Source organism: Sabulicella flocculans, from assembly GCF_045449635.1.
Classification (GTDB): domain Bacteria; phylum Pseudomonadota; class Alphaproteobacteria; order Acetobacterales; family Acetobacteraceae; genus Roseococcus.
Genome location: NZ_JBJJBR010000006.1, coordinates 1 through 22,268, shown reverse-complemented (window position 1 = coordinate 22,268; position 22,268 = coordinate 1). Strand labels below are relative to the sequence as shown.

General features: G+C 76.2%; 17 protein-coding genes. 7 read left to right on the top strand and 10 right to left on the bottom strand.

Features of this window, described 5'->3' with window-relative positions:
• Positions 1 to 32: 32 nt before the first annotated feature.
• Together ACI6QG_RS08460 and ACI6QG_RS08455 are read left to right on the top strand one after the other, a co-directional pair.
• Positions 33 to 1,007, top strand: a complete 975-nt coding sequence (locus tag ACI6QG_RS08460) for a Bug family tripartite tricarboxylate transporter substrate binding protein (RefSeq protein ID WP_407024153.1) — start codon at positions 33 to 35, stop codon at positions 1,005 to 1,007.
• Positions 1,004 to 1,990 carry a hydroxyacid dehydrogenase gene (locus ACI6QG_RS08455; protein WP_407024152.1) on the top strand — a complete coding sequence of 329 codons (987 nt, stop codon included), beginning with the start codon at positions 1,004 to 1,006 and terminating at the stop codon, positions 1,988 to 1,990. Before ACI6QG_RS08460 ends, ACI6QG_RS08455 begins: the two co-directional genes overlap by 4 nt.
• Here the strand turns inward: ACI6QG_RS08455 and ACI6QG_RS08450 are convergent.
• From ACI6QG_RS08450 to gnd, 3 genes are all read right to left on the bottom strand, one after another.
• Positions 1,976 to 2,320 (bottom strand): hypothetical protein, encoded by a 345-nt coding sequence (locus tag ACI6QG_RS08450; protein WP_407024151.1) that lies wholly within the window; start codon positions 2,318 to 2,320, stop codon positions 1,976 to 1,978. The genes ACI6QG_RS08455 and ACI6QG_RS08450 overlap by 15 nt on opposite strands.
• On the bottom strand, positions 2,317 to 2,829 hold the full coding sequence (locus ACI6QG_RS08445) for a gluconokinase (RefSeq protein WP_491630722.1): 513 nt from the start codon (positions 2,827 to 2,829) through the stop codon (positions 2,317 to 2,319). Before ACI6QG_RS08445 ends, ACI6QG_RS08450 begins: the two co-directional genes overlap by 4 nt.
• 167 nt (positions 2,830 to 2,996) lie before the next feature.
• Positions 2,997 to 3,956, bottom strand: coding sequence for a phosphogluconate dehydrogenase (NAD(+)-dependent, decarboxylating) (gnd, locus tag ACI6QG_RS08440; RefSeq protein WP_407024149.1), 960 nt, complete (start codon positions 3,954 to 3,956; stop codon positions 2,997 to 2,999).
• A 63-nt stretch (positions 3,957 to 4,019) separates the two neighbouring features.
• Between gnd and ACI6QG_RS08435 the strand changes: the two genes are divergently transcribed.
• The 3 genes from ACI6QG_RS08435 to mdoH all read left to right on the top strand — a co-directional run bounded on the left by ACI6QG_RS08435 (position 4,020) and on the right by mdoH (position 8,420).
• Complete coding sequence (locus ACI6QG_RS08435; protein ID WP_407024148.1) at positions 4,020 to 5,237, top strand: pyridoxal phosphate-dependent decarboxylase family protein; 1,218 nt, start codon at positions 4,020 to 4,022, stop codon at positions 5,235 to 5,237.
• 79 nt (positions 5,238 to 5,316) lie between these two features.
• The gene (locus ACI6QG_RS08430) at positions 5,317 to 6,630 is read left to right on the top strand and encodes a glucan biosynthesis protein (protein WP_407024147.1); all 1,314 of its coding nucleotides are present in this window, start codon (positions 5,317 to 5,319) and stop codon (positions 6,628 to 6,630) included.
• Positions 6,627 to 8,420, top strand: coding sequence for a glucans biosynthesis glucosyltransferase MdoH (gene mdoH, locus ACI6QG_RS08425; RefSeq protein ID WP_407024146.1), 1,794 nt, complete (start codon positions 6,627 to 6,629; stop codon positions 8,418 to 8,420). Before ACI6QG_RS08430 ends, mdoH begins: the two co-directional genes overlap by 4 nt.
• Here the strand turns inward: mdoH and ACI6QG_RS08420 are convergent.
• The 6 genes from ACI6QG_RS08420 to ACI6QG_RS08395 all read right to left on the bottom strand — a co-directional run bounded on the left by ACI6QG_RS08420 (position 8,401) and on the right by ACI6QG_RS08395 (position 16,649).
• Entirely contained in the window at positions 8,401 to 9,324 is a 924-nt protein-coding gene (locus ACI6QG_RS08420) for an SMP-30/gluconolactonase/LRE family protein (protein ID WP_407024145.1), read from the bottom strand. The two genes, mdoH and ACI6QG_RS08420, sit on opposite strands and share 20 nt — an antisense overlap.
• A 58-nt stretch (positions 9,325 to 9,382) precedes the next feature.
• Positions 9,383 to 10,327 carry an alginate O-acetyltransferase AlgX-related protein gene (locus ACI6QG_RS08415; RefSeq protein WP_407024144.1) on the bottom strand — a complete coding sequence of 315 codons (945 nt, stop codon included), beginning with the start codon at positions 10,325 to 10,327 and terminating at the stop codon, positions 9,383 to 9,385.
• Positions 10,328 to 10,346: 19 nt separating this feature from the next.
• Entirely contained in the window at positions 10,347 to 10,844 is a 498-nt protein-coding gene (gene bcsD / locus ACI6QG_RS08410; protein ID WP_407024143.1) for a cellulose biosynthesis protein BcsD, read from the bottom strand.
• Between the two features lie 4 nt (positions 10,845 to 10,848).
• Positions 10,849 to 14,574 carry a cellulose synthase subunit BcsC-related outer membrane protein gene (locus ACI6QG_RS08405; RefSeq protein ID WP_407024142.1) on the bottom strand — a complete coding sequence of 1,242 codons (3,726 nt, stop codon included), beginning with the start codon at positions 14,572 to 14,574 and terminating at the stop codon, positions 10,849 to 10,851.
• A 410-nt stretch (positions 14,575 to 14,984) separates the two neighbouring features.
• Complete coding sequence (locus ACI6QG_RS08400; RefSeq protein ID WP_407024141.1) at positions 14,985 to 15,659, bottom strand: ABC transporter permease; 675 nt, start codon at positions 15,657 to 15,659, stop codon at positions 14,985 to 14,987.
• Positions 15,660 to 15,662: 3 nt separating this feature from the next.
• Positions 15,663 to 16,649 (bottom strand): alginate O-acetyltransferase AlgX-related protein, encoded by a 987-nt coding sequence (locus ACI6QG_RS08395; protein WP_407024140.1) that lies wholly within the window; start codon positions 16,647 to 16,649, stop codon positions 15,663 to 15,665.
• Between the two features lie 127 nt (positions 16,650 to 16,776).
• Here ACI6QG_RS08395 and ACI6QG_RS08390 point away from each other — a divergent pair, with 127 nt between their 5' ends.
• Positions 16,777 to 18,195, top strand: coding sequence for an MBOAT family O-acyltransferase (locus tag ACI6QG_RS08390; RefSeq protein ID WP_407024139.1), 1,419 nt, complete (start codon positions 16,777 to 16,779; stop codon positions 18,193 to 18,195).
• A gap of 13 nt (positions 18,196 to 18,208) precedes the next feature.
• Entirely contained in the window at positions 18,209 to 19,351 is a 1,143-nt protein-coding gene (locus tag ACI6QG_RS08385; protein ID WP_407024138.1) for an alginate O-acetyltransferase AlgX-related protein, read from the top strand.
• Between the two features lie 573 nt (positions 19,352 to 19,924).
• On the opposite strand, the gene bcsB is transcribed toward ACI6QG_RS08385, so the two are convergent.
• The coding region (bcsB, locus tag ACI6QG_RS08380; RefSeq protein ID WP_407024137.1) for a cellulose biosynthesis cyclic di-GMP-binding regulatory protein BcsB at positions 19,925 to 22,268 on the bottom strand (2,344 nt) is incomplete at its 5' end.

Here is a 22,268-nt window from a genome sequence, read left to right as displayed (position 1 = left end):
CCATCCCCCCAACGACACCCGGAGGAAACCCGATGCGCCGCGCCACCCTCGCGCTGCTGTGCCTGCTCGCCGCGGCCATCCACCCGGCCGCCGCCCAGGACTGGACGCCCGACCGCCCGGTGCGGATCATCGTCCCCTTCCCGCCCGGCGGCGCCACCGACCTGATCGCCCGCATCTTCGCCGAGCGCGCGAGCCGCGACCTGCCGCAGAAATGGGTGGTGGAGAACCGCTCGGGCGCCAACGGCAACATCGGCATGGCGGCGGTGGCGCAGTCGGCGCCGGATGGGCTGACGCTGGGCGCCTGCACCATCGGCAATTGCGCCATCAACCCCTCCATCTACGCGCGCATGCCCTTCGACATCGCCACGGATGTGGTGCCGGTCTTCTGGTCGGGCAGCGTGATGAACGCGCTGGTGGTGCGCGTCGACCACCCGGCGCGGGACTTCGCGCAGTTCGTGGAATGGGCGCGGCGCGAGGGGAACCGGGTCAACTTCTCCTCCTCCGGCTTCGGCGCCTCCAACCACCTGCTGGGCGAGTTCATGAACGGGCGCCTGGGCCTGTCCATGCAGCACGTGCCGTTCCGCGGCGGCGCGCCCGCCATGCAGGCGGTGATGCAGGGCGCCACGCAGATGTTCTTCGAGAACACGCCCACCCTGATCGGCGCCATCCGCGCCGGGCAGTTGCGCGCCCTGGCCGTCAGCGGCCGCGGGCGCGACCCCGCCCTGCCCGAGGTGCCGACGCTGACGGAAGCCGGCATGGCGGACAGCGTGATCGAGCCCTGGTTCGGCTACATGGCGCCGCGCGGCACGCCGCCGCACATCGTCGCCCGCCTCAACGCCCTGCTGAACGAGGCGAACAACGACCCCGAGGTGCAGCGCCGCCTGCGCGACCTGGGCGCGCGGCCCGAGGGCGGCCCGCCGGAACGCTTCGCCGGGCACGTGCGCTCCGAGGTCGCGCGCTGGCGCCAGGTGGTGGAGCAGAACCGCATCGAGAGAATCAGCGAATGAGCCATCACGTCCTGCTCTGCCGCGACCTGCACCCGGCCGGGCGCGCGCTGCTGGAAGCCCGCGCCGACATCACCCTGACCACCCTGCACGACCCGCCGCCGCCGCAGTTCCACGCCGCGCTGAAGGATGCCGACGCCGTGCTGTGCTGGCTGGAGCGCATGGACCAGGCGGCGCTGGACGCCGCGCCGAAGCTGCGCGTCTGCGCCCGCTACGGCGTGGGGTTCGACAGCGTGGACGTGCCGGCCTGCACCGCGCGCGGCGTGGCGGTGATGGTCGCCAACGGCTCCAACGACCTCAGCGTGGCCGAGCACGCGATGATGCTGATGCTCGCCATCGCCCGCCGCGCGGTGCAGTTCGACGCGCGCGTGAAGTCCGGCGGCTGGTGGCCGGAGGATCTGGGCAAGGGCGGGAAGCTGGCGATGGCGGACCTCGCCGGGCGCAGCGTGCTGGTGGTGGGCTACGGGCGCATCGGCACCCGCGTGGCGCGGCTGTGCCAGGCCTTCGGCATGCGCGTGCTGGTGCTGGACCCCGCCTATACCCCCGCGCGGCTGGCCGCCGACGGCATGGTGCCGGCGCGCGGCCTGCACGCCGCGCTGGCGGAATGCGACGTGGTGACGCTGCATTGCCCCCTGCGCCCCGAGACGCGCCACCTGCTGGACGCCGCCGCCTTCGCCGCCATGAAGCCCGGCACGGTGCTGGTGAACACCGCCCGCGGCCCGGTGGTGGACGAGGCCGCCCTGGCCGATGCGCTGCGCGCCGGGCGCGTCATGGGCTATGGCAGCGACGTGCTGGAGGTGGAGCCGCCGCCGCGCGACCACCCGCTGTTCGGCCTGCCCAACGTCATCCTCTCGCCCCACCTGGCTGCGAGCACGGAGGAAGGGCTGGCGCGGATGGCGCGCATCGCCGCGCAGAACATCCTGGACGTGCTGGACGGCCGGCCCGACCCGGCGATGATGGTGAACCCCGGCCTATTGGGGGCGTAGCCCGGCATCCTCCACCCGCAGCAGGGCGGCGCGGCAGGGGTCGAAGCCATCCAGGCGCAGCACCCGGCCGTCGCCCAGCGTGGCCTGCACCCGCAGCGGGCGCGGCGGGGCGGCCACCGTCGCCTCCGTGCCGGGCGGCAAGGTCTGGGTGGCGCCCAGCAGGTCGCCCCCCGGCGGCCAGGCGTCCAGCCGGCGCAGGGTGGCGCCGGACAGGTTGGCCACCTGGAACCGCCCGTCGCAGAGCGGGATGTCGAAGGCGAAGGGCTGCACCACCACCACGGGGGCGCAGCCGGCGAGGGCCGCCAGGGCGGCGAGGAGCAGCGGCTTCATGCCCCCGGCAACGCGCCGCGCGCCCATTCGGCGGCACGGGCGGCCAGCGCCGCGGGCGGCTGGGCCACGTCCAGCACCAGGGCGGCTTCCTCCGGCGCGGGCGGCTCCAGCGTGGCGTACTGGCTGGCCATCAGGCTGGGCGGCATGAAATGGCCCTCGCGCGCCGCCTGTCGGGCGGCGATGAGCGGCAATTCGCCATGCGGGTGGACGATGCGCAGCCCCGGCGCGTGGGCGCGCAGCCGGTCCCGGTAGGCGCGCTTCAGCGCCGAGCAGGCGACGACGCCGCCGCCCTGCCGCGCCGCCAGCCATTCGCCCAGCGCGTCCAGCCAGGGCCAGCGGTCGGCGTCGGTGAGCGCGATGCCGGCGGACATCTTCGCGATGTTGGCCGGCGGGTGGAAGGCGTCGGCATCGGCGAAGGGCAGGCCCAGCCGCTCCGCCAGCAGCGCGCCGAGGGTGGACTTGCCGGAGCCGGAGACGCCCATGACGAGCAGGTGGAGGGGTTCAGACACGGGCGGCATCCGGGCGGCGCGCGCGCGGCACCTGCGGGCGCGAGGACACGGTCAGCCGGCGCCCCGGCCGCGCACGGCGCAGCCCGCCGCCCACCCGCCCGCGCAGCCGTGGCGCGGCGCCAGCCAGGCGCGCGGAGCGCACGCCCCGCCCCTGGGGGCGCGAGACCTCAGGCATCCGGCGCCTTCGGCTCCAGGTGCCCGCCGAAGCCCTTGCGCATCGCGCTCAGCGCCTTGTCGGCGAAGTTCTCCACCCCGCGCGAGCGGAAGCGGGCGAACAGCGCCGCCGCCAGCACGGGTGCGGGCACGGCGTGCTCCACCGCCGCGTCCACCGTCCAGCGGCCCTCGCCGCTGTCGCTCACCACGCCGCCGTATTCCTTCAGCTCCGGGTCGGCCGCCAGGGCCTGGGCCGTGAGGTCCAGCAGCCAGGAGGAGACGACGGAGCCGCGCCGCCACGCCTCCGTCACCTCCGGCAGCGGCATCGCCGGGAAGGGGCCGCGGCGCAGCAGGTCCAACCCCTCGGCCACGGCCTGCATCATCCCGTACTCGATGCCGTTATGCACCATCTTGGCGTAGTGCCCGGCGCCCGAAGGCCCGCAATGCACGTAGCCCTGCGCCGCACGGCCATCGCCCGCCGCGCCCGGCGTGGGCGGCGCGGCGGCCTCGCCGGGGGCCAGGGCGCGCCACAGCGCGTCGTGGTCGCGCACCGCCGCGTCCTCGCCGCCGATCATCAGGCAATAGCCGCGCTGCAGGCCCCAGACGCCGCCGGAGGTGCCGACATCCAGGTAACGCAGCCCCTTCGCCGCGGCCTCGGCGGCGCGGCGCGCGCTGTCCTTGTACAGCGAGTTGCCGCCCTCGATGATCGTGTCGCCGGGTGCCAGCAGGGCATGAAGCTCGCGCAGCGCCGCCTCGGTGATCTCGCCGGCCGGCAGCATCACCCAGACGGTGCGCGGGGCGGGCAGCAGCGCCACCAGGGCGGGCAGCGAATCCGCGCCGCGCGCGCCCTCGGCCACCAGGGCGGCGACGGCGGCGGCGTCACGGTCGAAGCCGGCGCCGCCGATGCCTGCCGCCATGGCCCGGCGCAGCAGGTTCGCGCCCATCCGCCCCAGACCCACCATGCCCAGCATCATCGGTTGCCTCCCGCGCCTGTCGCGTGATGGTGTGGCGGAAACGCCGTTGGGAGGAAAGACCGCATGCCAATCCCCGAGCAGGGCGAATCCTGGCCCGCCCTCAGCGCCGCGCTGGACGCGGCGAAGGCGCGCGACGTCTCCTGGCGGCGCGGCCGCATGGCGGTGTTCTTCTACTGGCTGGACGAGGAAACCGAGCGCGTGGGCCAGGAGGCCTATCGGCGCTTCTGGACGGAGAACAACCTCGGCCAGCGCGCCTTCCCCTCGCTGGCGCGGCTGGAGGGCGAGGTGGTGGGGATGGGCCTGCACCTGCTGCGCGCGCCCGAGGGCGCCGGCGGCACCTTCACCTCCGGCGGCAGCGAGAGCATCTTCCTCGCCATGCTCGCGGCGCGGGAGAAGGCCGGCATCGCGGGCGGCAACGTCGTGCTGCCGGACACCGCCCACCTCACCTTCGACCGCGCCTGCTGGTACCTGGGCCTGGAGCCGCGCCGCGTGCCGGTGAATGCCGACCGCGTGGCCGACGTGCCGGCCATGGCGGCGGCGATGGATGCGCGCACCGTGGCGCTGGTCGCCTCCGCCCCCTGCTACCCGTTCGGCACGGTGGACCCGGTGGCGGAACTCGGCGCGCTGGCCCAGGCGCGCGGGACGTGGCTGCACGTGGATGCCTGCGTCGGCGGTTTCCTCAACCCCTTCCTCGACGGGCTGCCCGCCTGGGACTTCGCCGCTCATGCGGGCGTCACCAGCATCAGCGCCGACATCCACAAGCACGGCATGGCGCCCAAGGGCGCCTCGCTGCTGCTGGTGCGAGACGAGGCGCTGCGCCGCTTCCACCGCTTCGAAAGCCGCGCCTGGGCGCGCGGCCTCTACGCCGCCCACACCGCCCAGGGCACCCGGCCCGGCGGGGCGGTGGCCGGCGCCTGGGCGGTGATGCGCCACCTGGGGATGCAGGGCTACCGCCGCTGCGCCGCGCAGATCATGGCCGCGCGGGCGGAGATCGCCGCCGGCATCGCCGCCATCCCCGGGCTGGAGGCGCTGCCGGGCACCCACGCCATCCTGGTCTATCGCAGCCTGGACCCCGCCCTGCCCATCGCCGCCATCGCCGAGGGGCTGGAGCGGCGCGGCTGGCTGGTGTCCCGCCAGGCGGAGCCCGAGGGCATCCACCTGCACCTCAACCCCCTGCACGCCGAGGTCGCGGCCGACTACGTCCAGGCGCTGCACGATGCGGCGGCCGAGGCGCGCGGCGCCGCTGCCCCGGCGCGGCGGCAGGAGGCGCGCGCCTACTGACCCACCGCCCCTATGCTGCACCGCAACCCGGGCGCGCCACCCATCGTTGCGCCCCCATCGGAAGGTTGCGGAGGCAGGGGTGCGGCGCAGGCAGGCGATGCTGGCGGCGCTGGCGGGGGCGGTCATGCCCGGCGCCGGCGCGGCGGCCGAAGGGCTGGAGGCGATGGCGCAGGCCCTCGCCGCCCGCCCCTTCCAGCCGCCGCCGGATGACCTGCCGGCCGCGGCGCGCGGCTGGGACTACGACCAGTGGCGCCGCCACCCCTTCACCGGCACGCCCCGGCGCTCCGGCCCCTTCGCCGTGCATCCTTTCCCGCGCGGCTACCTGTTCCCCGATGCGGTGGCGCTGGAACTCGACGGCACCCCCTGGCAGCCCGGCGCCGAGTTCCAGGACGCCCCGCCCGGCCTGGGCTTCAGCGGCTTCCGCCTGGTGGGGGAGCTGAACACGCCGGGCCGGCCGGACGAGGTGGTCTCCTTTCTCGGCGCCTCCTATTTCCGCGCCCTGGGGCGGGGGCACGCCTATGGCGTCTCCGCCCGCGCGGTGTCGCTGGGGCTGGGCGGGGTAGAGGAATTCCCGGCCTTCCGCCTGTTCCGCCTCGCGGGGGACGGGGTGGGGGCGCTGCTGGACGGTCCCTCCCTGGCCGGGGCCTTCCGCATCACGGTGGCGCCCGGGGCGGAAACGGTGCTGGAGCTGCACGCCACCCTGTTCCCCCGGCACGACCTCCTTGCCCTGGGGGTGGCCCCCGCCTCCTCCATGTTCTGGTTCAACACGCCGCACGCGCGGGACCCCCGCCCGGCGGTCCATGACAGCGACACCCTGGCCTGGGAGGACGCGGCCGGCGAGCGCCGCGCCCGCCCGCTGGACAACCCCGCCGCCCCCCGCATCACCGACATCCCCCTGCCCTCGCCGCGCGGCTTCGGCCTGCTGCAACGGCGCCGCGGCCCCGCCGCCTTCGCCGACCCCGAGGCGCGCTACGGCGACCGCCCCTCCCTGTGGGTGGAGCCGCTGGGGGATTGGGGGCCGGGCCACCTGCGCCTGCTGGAGCTGCCGGCGCGCGACGAGTACCACGACACCATCGCCTGCGCCTGGCAGCCGGCGGCGCCCATCCCCGCCGGCCGCCCCTTCCGCGCCGCCTGGCGCCTGCGCTGGGCGGATGACGCCCCCGCCCGCCCCGGCCTGGCACGCCTGGCCTCGGCCCGGCGCGAGGCCCTGGGCACCGCGCTGCGCTTCGCCGGCCCCGCCCTGGCCGCCACCCGCCCCGAGGGCCACGGCATCCTGGCCTTCGAGGCCAGCGAGGCGGAGGCGCGGCTGCTGCTCGCCCCCGGCGGGCAGGCGCGGCTGCGGCGGGCCGACGGCACCGCCGCTTCCGAAACCGCCATCGGGCTGCCCGCATGAACGCCATCCGCCCCCGCCGCGACACGCCGCCCCCCGCCCCGCTGCCCATGCCGGCGCAGCGCTTCGACCGCGGGCAACTGGCGCCGCACCCCGGCGTGGCGGGCGTGGCGCGGCGCCGCGCCCTGGTGCTGGCCGCCGCCCTGGCGCTGACCGCGCTGGCCGCGGGGCTGCTGGCCGCGGGGCTGGGCGGCGATGGCTGGCAATGGCCGGACCTGCTGGCCATGCCGGTGTTCCTGCTGCTGTTCGCCCGGCTGGCGCTGTCCGCCGCCTCCACCGTGGCGGGCTGGCTGCACCGCCCGGCCCAGCCGCCCGCCCCCGGCCCCCTGCGCAGCCGCACCGCCCTGCTGCTGCCCCTGCACAACGAGGACACGGCGATGGTCTTCGCCACCGCCGATGCGACGCGCGAGGCGCTGGCCCAGGCGGGGCTCGCTGCCCATTTCGACCTGTTCCTGCTGAGCGACAGCACCGACCCCGCCTGTCAGGTGCGCGAGGCCGAGGCCGCCGAGCGGCTGCGCGCCCGGCACCCGGAGGGCGTGTTCTACCGCCGCCGCCTGGAGAATTCCGGCAAGAAGGCCGGCAACGTGGCCGACTGGGTGCGCCGCCACGGCGCCGCCTACGAGCACTTCGTCATCCTCGACGCCGACAGCGTGATGGAGCCCGCCACCCTGCACGCCCTGGCGGCGATGATGGAGGCCGACCGGCGCGCCGGGCTGGTCCAGACCCTGCCGCTGCTGGCGGGCGGGCGCAGCCGCTTCGCGCGCATGCAGCAATGGGCGGCGCGCGCGCATGGCCCGGCCATCGCCCGCGGCCTGGTCGCCTGGCATGGCGAGGCCGGGAACTACTGGGGCCACAACGCCATCATCCGCACGGAGGCCTTCGCCGCGGCGGCCGGCCTGCCCGAGCTGCCCGGCCGCCGCCCCTTCGGCGGCCCGGTGATGAGCCACGACTTCGTGGAGGCCGCGCTGCTGCGCCGCGCCGGTTGGGGGGTGCACATGGCGCCGGGCCTCGGCGGCTCCTGGGAAGCCGGGCCGCCGACCCTGGCGGCCGCCGCGGCGCGGGACCGCCGGTGGTGCCAGGGCAACATCCAGCACGCGGCGCTGCTGGCCGCGCCGGGGCTGCACCCGCTGTCGCGCCTGCACCTGCTGGACGGGATGCTGGCCTACCTCGCCTCGCCGCTGTGGCTGGCGCTGCTGGCGCTGGGCGCCGTCCAGGCGGTGATGGGGCTGGCGCAGCCCGGCGCGGCGCTGCTGGCGCTGACCTTCGCGCTGCTGCTGCTGCCCAAGCTGCCCGGGCTGCGCCTGTCCGCGCGCGGGGCGGCGCTGGAGCTGGCCTTCACCACCGCCCTGGCCCCGCTGGGCATGGTGACGCAGAGCCGGCAGGTGTGGGACATCCTGCGCGGCAGGGATTCCGGTTGGGCCGCCCAGGGGCGCGAGGGCGCGGTGCCCCCCTGGCGCACGGCGCTGCGCCAGCACGGCGCGCACATGGCGCTGAGCGCCCTGCTGCTGCTGCCCGCCCTGGCGGCGCCCGCCGCCCTGCCCTGGCTGCTGCCGGTGGCCCTGCCGCTGCTGGCCTCGCCCGCCCTGGCCCGCTTCATGGCGCGCCCCTGCCGGCTGGCCGGCTTCCGCACGCCGGAGGAAGCGGCGCCCGCCCCGCTGCTGCGCCGCGCCGCCACGCTGCGCCAGGCCTGGATGCTGGAGCTGGGCCTGGCGCCCGCCCTGCCGCCGCGCCCGGCCGCCTGGCCGGTGCTGGAAGCCGCCCTGGCCGCCCCGCCTATGCGAATGGCAGCCTGAGCCCGGCCTCGCGCCAGGGCATGCGCAGCAGCCGGCCGGTGGTGGACAGCGTCACCCAGGCGGTGCGCATCCCCGGCCCGCCGAAGCAGATGTTGGTCGGCATGCGCTCGGGCATCCGCACCACGTCCAGGATCTCCCCGCTTGGCGAGACGGTGGTGACCTCCCCGCTCACCAGCGTCGCCACGACGATGTTGCCCTCCGCCGTCACCGCCAGGCTGTCCAGCCGGCGGAAGCCGGGGAACTGGCACAGCAGGTTGCCGCCATGCGGCGAGGGCCAGGGCGACTTGTGCAGCAGCCCGGGGCCCAGGATGTCGAAGGCCCACAGCCGCCCGGTCTCCGTTTCCGCGACGTAGAGCTTCTCACCGTCGGGCGAAAGGCCGATGCCGTTGGCGCCGCCCGGAACCGGAAACGCCGCCTCCACGATGCGCGAGCCGTCCAGCGCCGCCCAGTACACCCCGCCATGGTCGCGGTCGCGCCCGCGCACCTTGCCCAGGTCGCTGAACCAGAAGCCACCCTTGCCGTCCAGCTGCAGGTCGTTGGGCCCGCGCAGGGCATGGTTGCCGCAGCGGTGGTACAGGGTGCGGACCGTGCCGTCGGCGGCGATGGCCTCGATGCGCCCGCCGGAATAATCGGCCGCCTGGCCGGTGGGCCGCAGCATCCCCGGCTCCTCGTGCCAGGAGAAGCCGCCGTTGTTGCACAGGATGAAGGAGCCGTCCGGCCCCGCCGCCAGCCCGTTGGGCGCGCCGCCCACGGTGGCGATGGTGGTGACGGCGCCGTCGGGCGCCACCCGCGCCACGCGCCCGCCCGCCACCTCGACCAGCGCCACCGCGCCGTCCGGCAGCGCCACCGGCCCCTCGGGGAAGCGCAGCCCCTCCGCGACGATCTCCGCGCCTTCCGGCAGCATCCCCTGGCCCTCCCACGTCTCGCCCGCGGGCCAGCATGCGCCGGCGCGCCGCCGGTGGCTACGGGGCCAGCGCCTGGCGCACGCCGGCCAGGAAGGCCTCCGGCGCCATGGCGGTCTCCGGGTACACGGCGCGGCTCTCCGGGCCGAACATCAGCCCGGATTCGGGCTGGCACAGCAGCAGCAGCCGCGGCCGCTCCTGCCGGAAGCCCTCGCCGCGCAGGTAGGTCAGCAGGATGTCGAAGGGCCCGCGCGTCTGCACCCGCCAGTGCAGCGACACCGGCCGCCCCAGCCGGGCCGACAGCTCGGCGTGGAAGTTCAGCTCCGGCGCCACCAGGGAGGAGCCGACCACCGCCACCTCGGCCGGCGCCGCGTCCAGCAGGGCGGAGGGGCGGGCGCGCTGCGGCGGGCGGATGCGGTAGGGCTCGGGCGGGAAGGCGGCGCGGCGTGCCGGCGGCAGCAGCTGCGCGAGGTCGAGCTGGGTGCGCAGCCGCGTCTCCTCCGGGCCCAGCGCGAGGCCGAGCGCGCGGGCCGGCGGCAGCGGCGCCGCCGCGGGCAGCAGCCGCGCCACCTCCGCCGCGGCCAGGGCGGCGGCCTCGGGCCGCCAGTGGCTGTCGGCGCGGAAGAACAGCTCCTCCCCCGGCTGCGCCTGCCGCGCCGCGGCGAAGGCGGCGTCGAGGTCGGGCAGCAGGGGAAAGGCGGGGCGCAGCTCCTCCAGCATGGCGGCGTGGCGGCGCGCGCCCTCCGGCGTGAAGGACAGGCCGGGCGGCAGGCTGTCGCGGTGCACCCGCGCCTTGGCCGGCACCAGCAGGAAGCCGGGGCGGATGCCGGCCGCGGCCAGCAGCGCCGCCACCTGCCGGAACAGGGCGGCCACGCGCGGCATGCCGCGCAGCTCCATGCGGTCCGGGCGCTCCCACGGGGCGAACAACCAGCCGCCGGGGCCTTCCAGCGGGCCGTTGGTCCCGCCCTGCGCCAGGGCCGGGGCCGGCAGCGCAGCGAGCAGCATCAGGCGCCGCCGCACGGCGTCAGCCCGTGGCCAGCACCGTGCAGCCCACCTCGTGCGACAGGCGGCGCAGGCGCGGGGCGGGCGCCAGCTGCGCCTGGCCGGCCAGCCAGGCCTCGTGCAGCCCTTCCAGCACGGCGGCCACCCAGGCGCCCTGGGGGTCCTCCGCCGTCGGGATGCAGGGGGCGGCGCGGTGGCGCACCACCAGCACGCCGCGGCCGAGCTCCAGGAAGAAGGCAGCGTGGCCCCAGTCCATCGCCGCCAGGGCGTCGTTCACCCGGCGCTCCAGCTCCTCCAGCGTGGCGCAGGGCGGCAGGGGGGCGGCGGCGGCCAGGCGGGCGCCGGCGGCGCGCAGGGTCTCGGCGCGGGCCTCGGCCCCGCCGGGCAGCGCCTCCAGCAGGGCGCCCAGCAGCACGCGCCACGGCGCGGGCACGGCGCGGCGCGCCAGCCAGGCCAGGTCGGCGGCGGTGTCGGGCGGGGGCAGGGCGGGCGGCGGCGCCGCGGTGGGAAGCAGGGTCATGCGGTCACCAGATAGGCCGGCTGCCGCCCAAAGGCAGGGTCACCGGCTCCGGCCGCCCCTGGTTCACCGCCCCGGGGAAGGGGAAGCTGCCATAGGGCGAGCTGCGCGGGCTTTCCCGCAGCAGGGGGGAGGTGTCGCGCGCCGCCGGGTCCAGGCGGTAGCGCAGGTAGACCATGCCCGAGACGTCCTCGTAGTCGCCCACGCGCATGAAGCGCCCGGCGGCGCCCACGCGCCATTGCGGCGCCAGCGCGTATTCGGCGTTCAGGAACAGGCTGCCGGTGGGCCCGGAGGCGCGCTGCGAGGCGAAGCTGGCCGGCGGCACCGAGGGGTCCGCCGCCGCCAGGGATTCCGCCTGGGCCTGCAGGCCCGGGTCGTTGGGGAACAGCGGCGCCGAGCGGCTGTAGTACCACTGCCAGCCCACCGAGCCGACGGCGCGCAGCGTCCAGTCGCCCAGCTGCTTGCGCCAGTCGGCCTGCAGGCTGGCGGCGTTGGAGCGCTGCGGGCTGAAGTAGCCGCCATGGCCCAGGGTGAAGAAGGCGAGGTTGCGGTCGAAGGCCGAATGCCGCAGGTCCACCCCGACGGACAGCGTCTCCCGCGGGGTGTTCCACAGCTGGTGGAAGGCGCCGCCGAACACCTCGTACATGCTGTTGTCGCGCACGCCCCGGCCACCCAGGGCATAGGCGCCGCCGCCGGCGTAGAGACCGGTGCGCGGGGTCAGCGACACCTCCAGCTGGCCGCGGCCGCCCGCGCGGGTCACCGCGCCCCAGCTCTGCCCCGACAGCGGGTCGCGCAGCGAGGCGTAGGAGAGCAGGCTGTCGGTCACCGGCCGGTTCTCGCCCAGCAGGCGCAGGTTGGCGCGCGCGTGCAGCGGCACCACCACCTCCACCCCGCCCACCACGTTGGTGCGGCGGAAGCCCAGCGGCGTGGTGCCGATGTCGGCGCGCACCCATTGCCCGGTGTAGCCCACCGAGAGCGGCGCGCCCGCCTGCTGGCGGTCCGGCGCGCCCAGGGGGCGGCCATTGGCCAGGGCGTTGGTGCCGAACTGCCGCCCGCTGGCGCTGGCGCTGCCCAGGTTGCCCTGGAACATGGTGACGGAGCCGGTGGCGAGGCTCACCCGCCCCTGCAGCCCGGGAACCGGCGCCGAGACCTCCACCGGCGTCGCCAGGGTGGTGGCGCGCGACAGCCCGGCCTCGCCCGAGCGCGCGTTCACCTGCACCCCGGCCTGGATCCAGGCCGCCGCCTCGTCGCGGGCGCGCGCCATCTCGCGCAGCATCTGGGCGGTCTGCGGGTCGGCCATGTCGGGCAGCGGCCGCAGCCCGGCCCGCGCGGGCGAGAGGTATTCGGCCGCCAGCGCCGCCTGCTGCGCCTCGCCGCCCACGCGCAGCTGCTCCAGGCGCATGCGGGTGGCGGCCTCCAGCGCGCGCAGCTCGCGCACCGGGTTGCGGCGCGCCCGCGCCACGCGGGATTCCGCCAGCAGCAGCTGGGGCGAGGCGACGTCGAAGCGCCGGCCCTCGGCCAGCAGCGCCTCGGCCACGCCGTACTCCTCCATCTCCACCGCCAGGTCCACGGCGGAGGCGCGGATGTCGGCGTCCAGCGGGTCGCGCGCCAGCAGCGCCTCGGCCACCTGCTTGGCCTCGGCGTAGCGGCGGGCGCGGGCGTAGGTGCGCATCAGCGCGGTGGACACGTTGGGCGAGGCGGCGGGGCCGCGCAGGTGCGGCGCCAGCTCCTCCCACGCGCCCGCCACGTCGCCCTGGGCGGTGCGGCGGTCGGCGCGGCCCACCGCCGCCTGCTCGCGCAGGAAGGTGGCCTGGCGGCGGTTCTCGGCCGACAGGCCGCCGGCACGCTCGGCGGTGTCCAGCAGCTGGGTGGATTCGGCGGTGGCCTGCGCCTCGGCCAGCGCGGCGGCGATCTCCACCCGGGCGTTGCCGTCCAGCCGCGGGTTGGCCAGCAGGGCGGCGCGCGCCGCCGCCACCGCGCCCTCGCGGTCGTTCAGCCGGCCGAAGGCGCGCGCGGCGTTGGCGCCGCTGGCGCCGGCGGGGTCGGGGCGGGCGGCCAGGGCCAGCAGCGCCTCGCGCGCGCCGGGGGCGCCCAGCCGGGCCTGGCCCTCCAGCTGGCGCACCTGCACCTCGGCGCGCAGCTGCGCCAGCAGGCGGGCCTGGTCGCTGGTGCGCACGCGGTCGGGGATGCGCGACAGGTGGCCCACCGCCTCGCCGAAGCGGTCCTCGTCGGCGGCCAGCAGCGCGGCCATGCCCAGCGCCTCGGCCTGGCCGCTGCGGGCCATCTGCTCCTCGATGGTGCGCGCGCCCGCGGCGTCGCCCGCCCGGCGCAGCCGCCGCGCCAGGTCCAGGCGCACGAAGACGTTGCCCGGGTCCAGCCCCAGCGCCTCCTGCAGCGCCTCGATGGCCGGGCCATCGCCGGCCATGCGGGTGGCGGCGTCGCGCAGCGCGAAGGCGCGGCGGACGTTGCCGCCCGGCGCCTCCGGCAGGCCGGCGCGGCGCTGCAATTCCTCCGCCTCGGCGAAGCGGTCCTGGTTCTGCAGGGCGAAGTACAGGCCCTGGGTGGCCTCGCGGTCGCCGGGGCGCAGGGCCAGCGCGGCGCGGAAGCGCGCCTCGGCGCCTGCGGCGTCGTCGCGGCGCAGCGCGGCCTGGCCCAGCACGATCTGGCCCTGGGCGGCGTCGTCGCCGCGCCCGCCGGCGGCGCGGCGCGCCAGCCGCTCGGCCTCGTCCAGCCGGCCGCGCTCCAGCGCGCGGCGCGCCAGGGTGGAGGCCGGCACGAAGGCCCGCGCGTCGAAGCCGCGCCCGCCCGGCAGCCGGACGTTGCGCGGCGCCTGGGAGCCGTCGTCGAGGAAGGCGGTGACGCGGCGGAACTCCTCCTCCAGGTCGGGCTGGATGCCGGTGGCCTCGGCGCGCAGGCGCATCGCCTCCTCGCGCCGGCCCTGGATGCCGCGGATCAGCGCCAGGCCCATGATGGACCACACGTCGCGCGGGTCCTCCTCCAGCAGGGCGCGCAGCCGGCGCTCGGCCTCGGCGTAGTTGCGGTCGGCGATCAGCGACCACGCGAAGGTGCGGTTCAGCGGCCGCACCACCTCCTCCGACCGGCGCAGCTTGGCCTGGAGCTCCTGGTCGCCCGGCGAGGTGCGCAGCAGCTCGCGCAGTTCCTCGATGACCTCCGGCCCGTCGCCCTCCCACAGCACGCCGTCGCGCAGCGCGGCGCGCGCGGCGGCGGAGACGGCGGGCTCGGACACCAGCTGGCGCAGCACCTGGATGCCCTCGGCCCGGCGCCACTCGCGGTAGGTCAGCATGCGCCCGTAGGCCAGGCGCAGCGCCAGGTCGCGCGGCGCGGCGTCGGAGGCGCGCTGCATCGCCGCCGCCGCCTCGTCCCACGCCGCGTCGCTTTGCTCGGAGTACAGCAGCCAGTACTCGGCCAGCAGGAAGGGCGGCGGCTGGTCGTTGCGGAACAGCGAGCGGTAGCGCGCCAGCGCCTGCTCGCGCTGGCCGGCGGCGGCCAGCCGGCGCGCCTCGCCCAGCGCGGCCGCGCCCTCGGCCGCCACCAGCACCGTCGCCTCCACCCGCGGGATGCGGGGGTCGTCGGGGGCCAGGGCCTTCAGGCGGTCGGCATAGGCGCGGGCCTGGCCGGCCTGGGCGCCGATGGCCGCGGCCTCCGCCGCCTGCACCAGCGCCTCCAGGTTGTTGGGGTCGGCCGACAGGATGCGCTCCAGCGCGGCCAGCACGCGGTCCTGCCGGTTCTGCGCCCGCCAGTAGGCGGCCTGCTGGAACAGCGCGGCGACGGAGCGCCCGGCGGGAAGGGCCGCGGAGGCTCCGGCCGGCGTTCCCGCCGGGGCACGAGGCGGCGCAGCCGCAGGAGAACCAGCCGGCGCGCCCGCAGGGAGGCCACCCGGCGCGCCCGCAGGAGGACCACCCGGCGTGCCCGCAGGAAGTCCGGCCGGCGTGCCCGCCGAGGCGGCAGGCGGCGGGGCAGGCGGCGGCTGCGCCACGGCGGCGCCGCCAGCCAGCGGCAGGGCCCCTGCCGACAGCAGGACCCGGAACATCGTCGCGTGCGCGGTGTTGATCGCGGCCACCCCTTAACCCCGCCCTTCCTTGCCCGGATTCCCCACGCGCCGGGAATACGTAGTTTCCGGCGCTACCGCCGCCAGGGCGTGGTGACGTCGCGCGCCAGCAGGCCGCGCAGCGCGCCGCCCTCGGGCAACAGGAACAGGCTGTGGCTCTGCCCGGCCTCCAGCCCTTCCAGGCGCAGCACCGGGGCGGTGCGGCCGCCGCAGCCCGCCGCCACCTCGGCGTTCACCGGGTTGACGCTGCGGTTGCGCGCCGCGCCGGGCGCCACGCCCTCGAACACCGCCGGGCCGTCCGGGTGCAGGCGCAGCCCGCCGCCCTCGCAGCCCGGCACGGCGTTGTAGAAGCCGATGCGCGCGCGGGCGCGGTTGAAGTTCATCTCCTCCGTCACCGGGGACATCACGGGCGCGCCGCCGGGGCCGGGCATCACCAGCACCGTCATGAAGCCGTCGGCCGGCGGCGTCAGCGCCGTGGTGGCGCTGCGCCCGCCGGCGCGCACCTCCACCGACAGCCGGCGCCCGGCCACGTTCTCCACCACCGCATAGGCGCCGACCCGGCGCGCCGACTCGGCCGGCAGGCGCTGGGCGGGGCCGAAGTCGGGCCGCACCTCCACCTCGCCCCCCGTCGCGTTGACGAAGCGCAGGTAGGCGGAGCCGCGCGGCGGCTCGGGGTCATAGACCTCGCGCTGGGCGGCGGCGGGCAGCGCCGGCAGCAGCGCGGCCAGCAGCAGGAGGGAGCGGCGCATCGATCAGACCCCCAGCGCCTGGCGCAGCCCGGTGGTGAAGGCGGCCGGCGCCATCGCGCTCTGCCCCCAGGAGCCGGAATTGGGCAGGTTCTCCGCGTCCATCTCCAGCAGCATCCACACCAGCACGCGCGGCTTCTGCCGGCGGAAGGCGTCGGAGCGCACGTGCTCCAGCAGGGTGAAGAACGGGCCGATGTTGTTGACGTTCCACGCCAGCCGCACCGGGCGCTCCAGCTGGTTCGACAGCACGTCGGGGAAGCCGAAGCGCGGCTGCACGAAGCTGTTGCCCACCACCGTCACGTCGCCGTCGTCCTCCGCCAGCAGAGCGGCGGCCGGGCGCTGCGCCGCGCCGCGCTGGCGGTACTCCTCCGGGATGAAGGCCGCGCGCTCGGCGGCCGGCAGGAAGCGCACCAGGTCGCCGCTGTTGTTGGTGGCGGCGACGGGGTTGCCCAGCGGCGTGCCGCCGCCGCGGTGCGCGGGCAGGCGGAAGCGCTCGCGGATGGCCTTGGCCATCTCGCGCGCCGCCAGCTCGGCGCCCGCGGGCGCCCAGTGGGTGTCGGTGCGGAAGAACAGCTGCTCCGGCGGGCGGGCGTTGGCGGCGGCTGCGCGGAACGGCGCGTCCAGGTCCGGCACCAGCGTGCCGGGGCGGCGCAACTCGGACTGCAGCAGGGCGTAGCGGCGGTCGGTTTCCGCGTTCACGCGCAGCGAATCGGGCAGGTGCTGGCGGTAGACGCGGCCCTTGGAGGGGATCAGGCCGATCGCCGTCTCCACGTTCGCCTGCTTCAGCAGCGCGACGGCCTGGTTCAGCACCTCAGTCACGCCGCGGATGCGCGCCCCGTCGGGCGCCTGGTTCACGCGGTCCCAGGCGGGGAACAGCCAGCGGTCCTTGCCGACCACAACCAGGGATTGGTTCTGCGCCGCCGCCGCGCCGCCGAGGAAGGGCAGCGCCAGCCCCGCCAGCATCGCGCCGCGCCGCGTGGCGCCCGAGGTCATTGAGGGTTTGCCCGCGTCTTGCATGTGCCGCCTCTTCCTGCGAAGGCGTCGGGTAGCAGAGGCGCGATGCATCCACAAGTTGCGGACGGGGGCGGCCGCAGGGGCTTCGCGAGGGTCGGAGGGGCCAGTGATCTTCGCGAGCTTCGAGTTCCTGTTTCTGTTCCTTCCCATCTTCTTCGCGATCTATTTCCTCACCCCGGCGCGGCACCGGAACTGGCCCATCCTCCTGCTTTCCTGGGCATTCTATGCGTGGTGGCGGGTGGACTTCCTGCTGCTGCTGGTGGGCGTCACGCTCGGCACCTTCCTGGTGGCCCAGGCGATGGACCGCGCCGGCAACAAGGACACCCCGGCGGGCGGGCGCTGGCTGGCCTTCGGCCTCGTCGCCAACCTGGGCGTGCTGGCCTACTTCAAGTACGCCAACTTCGGGGTGGACACCTTCAACGCGCTGATGCGCGCCATCGGCGGCAACGGCATCGGCTGGAGCGAGATCATCCTGCCGATCGGCCTGTCCTTCTACGTCCTCCAATCCGTGTCCTACCTGATCGACGTGTGGCGGCGCGACGTGCCGGTGAACCGCAACTTCGTGCACTACGCCGCCTACAAGGCCATCTTCTCCCAGCTCATCGCCGGCCCCATCGTCCGCTACGCCGAGATCGCCGACGACCTGCGCCACCGCACCCATTCGCTGGAGCTGTTCGGCCTGGGCGCGCGGCGCTTCATGATCGGCTTCTCCATGAAGGTGCTGGTGGCCGACACGGTGCAGCCGGTGGTGGACGCCGCCTTCGGCCTGCCGGTGCTGACCTTCGCCGATGGCTGGGCGGCGGCCATCGCCTACACGCTGCAGCTGTTCTTCGACTTCGCGGGCTATTCGCTGATGGCCATCGGCCTGGCGCTGATGTGCGGCTTCCGCTTCCCGGAGAACTTCAACCACCCCTACCTGGCGTCCTCCATCCAGGCCTTCTGGCAGCGCTGGCACATGACGCTGAGCCGCTTCCTGCGCGACTACCTCTACATCTCGCTCGGCGGCAACCGGCACGGGGTGGTGCGCACCTACGTGAACCTGCTGCTGACCATGGTGATCGGCGGCTTCTGGCACGGCGCCAACTGGACCTTCATCCTGTGGGGCGCCTGGCATGGCGGCCTGCTGGCGCTGCACCGCGCCTGGTCGGCCGGGCGGGACAGGATGCCCTGGCTGTGGGGCAACCTGCTGACCATGCTGGCGGTCATCATCGGCTGGGTGGTGTTCCGCGCCCACACGCTGGAGGAGGCGGTGCGCGTCTACGCCGGCATGCTGGGGCTGAACGGCTGGGCGCTGTCCGATGCGCTGCGCTGGCAGGTGACGCCCGACCAGTGGGCGGTGCTGGCGCTGGGCTGCCTCGCCGTCTACCTGCCGAAGCTGTGGGCCATGCGCCCGCCGGGGGTGCTGCCCGATGGCGGGGCCGCGGTGCGCGCCTTCTGGGTGGCCGCCCCGGCCCTGGCCTTCGCCGCGTCGCTGGTGCTGCTCTACTCGCGCGCCGCGGTGCCCTTCCTGTACTTCCAGTTCTGACGGAGCGGACGCGATGCGCAAGCCCCTCGCCGCCTGGACCTATGCCGGGCTCTTCCTGCTGCTCATGGGCTGGGGCTTCTGGCAGGGGCTGGGCGCCCTGCGCACGGAGGACGCCCAGCGCCGCCTGGGGGCGGTGCTGAACTGGCCCGCCTTCGTCGGCGGCCGCACCACCGCGGCGCTGAACCACGTGATGGCGCACGACCTGCCGGCCGACCCGTATTTCCGCATGGCCGGCGGCGCGCTGCGCTGGGCGCTGTTCGGCTCGGGCGGGCCGCAGGTGCGGGTGGGCTGCGGGGACTGGCTGTTCCTGCAGGAGGAGCTGCGCCCCTGGGCGGACGCCGCGGCCAACCAGCGCGCACGTCTGGAGGGCATCATCCGCGTCGCCCGGCAGCTGGAGGCCGAGGGCATCGCCGTCGTGCTGGCGGTGACGCCCGACAAGGCGCGGGTGGAGGCGGCGCAGCTGTGCGGCAACGCCTACGCCGCCGAGGCGCTGGGCCGCCACGCCGAGGCCGTGGCCGCCCTGCAGGGCGCCGGGCTGCGGCTGGTGGAGTGGCTGCCGCTGCTGGACCGCGCCCGCGCCGAGGGCCCGGTGTACTGGCGCACCGACACCCACTGGAACCACCGCGGCGCCGCCCTGGCTGCCGGCGCCCTGGCGCGCGCCGCGCAGGACGTGCCGCTGCGGCGCGAGGGCGGCATCACCACGGAGGTCGCCGCCACCGAGACGCCGCTGGCCGGCGACCTGCTGCGCCTGATGGGGCTGGACCGCGCCCCCGACTGGATGCGCCCGGCGCCCGACCGGCAGCGCGCCCGCACCACCCGCGTGCCGGAGGCCGGCGGCGGCCTGCTGGACGAGGCGCCGGCGCCCGAGGTGGTGCTGCTGGGCTCCTCCTACGCGCTGAACGGCAACTTCCACGGCGCGCTGCAGGAGGCGCTGGGGGCGCCGGTGCTGAATTTCGGCCGCGCCGGCGGCGGCGTCACCGGCGGCGCCCGCGACTGGTTCGCCAGCGCCACGGCGCGCGAGAGCCGCCCGAAGCTGGTGGTGTGGGAAATCCTGGAGCGCGGCCTGCCCCAGCCCATCACCGCCGAGGAGCGCGCCTTCCTGCAGGGCCGCCAGGCCGCGACCATGGCCGGGGCCGTCACGCTCCAGCCGCGCTGAGCGGCGGCCCACCGCAGCGGCGCTTCCGTCACCGCGGGTCACGCATCCACGCCGCCCCCCGCAGGCGGCGGGCACCCCCTGCCGCGTCACCTCCCTGGCGCACCGCCGGCCGCCGCCCGGTGCCGGGCCGGGAGACGCCGCTGCCTCAGGGCCGCCCGCGGCGGTGCAGATGGGGAAGGCGGCCGGGGCGTCACCGCAGGCGACTGGGACGCCAACATCGCGGTGCCGGCGCCCGCCCTGGCGTCTCATCCCGCCGGGACGGCGAACGGGCCTTCCTGTCCCCCATCGCCACCATGCAGAGGCCGCCCAACCCGCGGTCATCAAGCGCGCAGGCGACCGGCACGCGGCCCAGCGCGACCATGCGGAGGCCGCCCAGCCCGCGGGTCGCCTTCAGCCATGACAGGGAGACGGCCCAATTCCGGCGCTGCCTTCAGCGCCGCAAAACCAACGCCACGCAGGACGGGCCCGGGCCAGGATCCCGTCCCGCCGCGAGGGCGGGATGGCCCGGCCCCGGTACCACCCCCTGCCCCGCCGGTGTGGCGCGCCACGGGGGCACGCTCGGTGTGGCGCGCCTCAGTTCGGCGCGGTGCGCGCGCGCAGGCGGCGGTGCGCGCGGCGGCGCAGCAGCCAGTAGAGCGGCCCGGCGATGAGCAGCAGCGCCAGGAACATCGCCCCCAGCAGCGCCCACGGGTTGCCGCCCAGGTAGTATTGCGGCCACAGGTGCGGCGGCAGCGTGCCCACCGTGTAGGTGCCGCCCACCCGGAAGGCGTCCACCCGCCCGCCCGCCAGCAGGGAGAAGTCGCCCTGGATGCGCTGCAGCTGCTCGGGGTCGCGCATCGCGGCCAGCATCTGCTCCATGCCGGTGGCGGTGGAGCCGGTGAGCGCCACCACGGAGCGCCCGGAGCGCAACGGGCTCTCGAAGCCGATCAGCGCGCCCAGCGCCTCGCCCGGCTGGGCCAGCTGCGCCTGCACCCGGTCCAGCTCGGAGCGGCGCTCGCCGCCGAACAGGTTGCGGATGTTGCCGAAGCCGGTGTTGGTGGCCACCGTCAGGCGGTTGCCTTCCAGCTGGATCGGCCCGTCGCGCAGCAGCGTCGCCAGGGCGGGCTGCCGGCCCAGCGGCCCCACCACGATCAGGTCGCGGTCGGCCACCTCGCCCAGCCCCTCGGGCCGCACGATGGCGAGGTTGACCGGCGGGTAGCCGACGATGGCGGCGATTCGCCCCATCAGCGTCAGAAAGGTTTCCAGTTCCTGCGCCGTCGGGCGCTCGGGCAGCACGGCGGCGGCGCGCGCCAGGTCCGCCTGCACCGTGAACGGGAAGCCCGAGGAGATGAAGTGCGCCAGGTTGGGCAGCGTGGTGAAGCGGTAGGCGTCGGACAGGTCGATGACGCTGTCCGGGTCCACCGAGGCGCGCACGTCGCCCGGCACCGCCACGCAGTCGCCGCGGTGCAGCGGGCGCATGTCGAAGCGCAGCTGCATCTCGTTCTGGCCGAACAGCATGTAGGGCGGCAGGCCCACGCGCTCCTCGCCGCGCTCGGGCTGGGTGAAGCGCTGCCGCACCCAGTTCACCAGCCAGAAGTCGTCCGGCTGCGCCAGCGGCAGGGAGCGCAGGTAGATGTCGTTGATGGACACGTCGAGGCGCGACACCATCACGTCCGTGATCGGCCCCGGTGGCGAGCGGAACGCCACGTTGGAGGCGAGCGAGCGGTTGCGCCAGGTGTAGAGGTCGGGCGCGGTGCGGAACGGGATGTTGATGGGCGCCGGCACGTAGCCGAAGGCCTGCAGCTCGGAGGGGTCCACCAGCTCGCCGAAGCGCACCGGCCGCTCCGTGCGCACCCAGCGCGGGGCGTCGTAGGGCTGGCGCGCCGGGACGGCGCCGGGCTGCACCGTCGCCAGCTCGCCGGTCAGCGCCTCGCGGCCCACGCCCAGCACGGTGGCCGCCGTCACCGCCTCGGCGCCTGAGCGCCCGGCCACCACCAGCAGCAGCCCCCACTGGTCGTTGGGGTTGGGGATGATGGCCAGCGTCGGCCCTTCCAGCCGCGGCAGCGTCAGCCCCGGGATGGCGTCCACCCCGGTGGACACCACCACCGCGTTGCCGCGCGCCGGGATTTGCGAGGAAACCGGGAAGGAGGCGCCGCGGTAATCCGCCTGCACCGCGAACCAGCCCGACACGATCGCCGCGGCGCGCAGCGCCTCGTTGCCCGCGGGGTCGGCCAGGACCACCGGCAGGTTCAGCGGCTCGCGCAGCAGGCGCGGGTCGAAGAAGGGCTCGGGCAGGCGGGCCAGGTCGCGCACGATCGGCAGGCGCTCCAGCGTCAGCGCCAGGGTCGAGGTGTCGGAGACGGTGGACCACAGCAGGCCCGACAGCGGGTCGTTGCACTCGATGGCGTAGCGGCCGGTGAAGCGGAAGTTCAGCCGGTTGGCGTCGGCGAAGAAGACCGGGTTGATGGGGAATTCCAGCGGGCCGAAGGCGGGCCGCGCGCGGTCGGGCGTCACCACGCCCACGAACTGCTCGTTCAGCGTGATCGCCACCTGGGACAGCTCGGGGATCAGCGCCGGCGAGGTGGCGCCCTGCAGCGTCAGGCGCGCATCCGTCACCACCTCGTCGCCCCGCACGCCGAACAGGATGCCCTGCAGGTCGGTGGTGCCGCGCAGCTGCATCGGCCCGCGCAGGCCCAGCTGGCGCAGGGTTCGCGTCTCGACGCGCGAGGAGCCGGGGGCGCTGGGCGCGGCGTTGGGGTCGGTGGCGAACAGCGACGCCGGGCCGGGCGCCAGCAGCTCCCCCGCGCCGGGCGCGCGCGGCACGGCGCCCGCGCCGACCGCCGCGCCGATGGGGGCGGAGCCGGCGGTGCCCAGCGGCGACTGGCCGCGGGCGGAGGGGGCGGGCTGCGCGAAGGCCGCGGCGGCGCCCAGCAGCAGG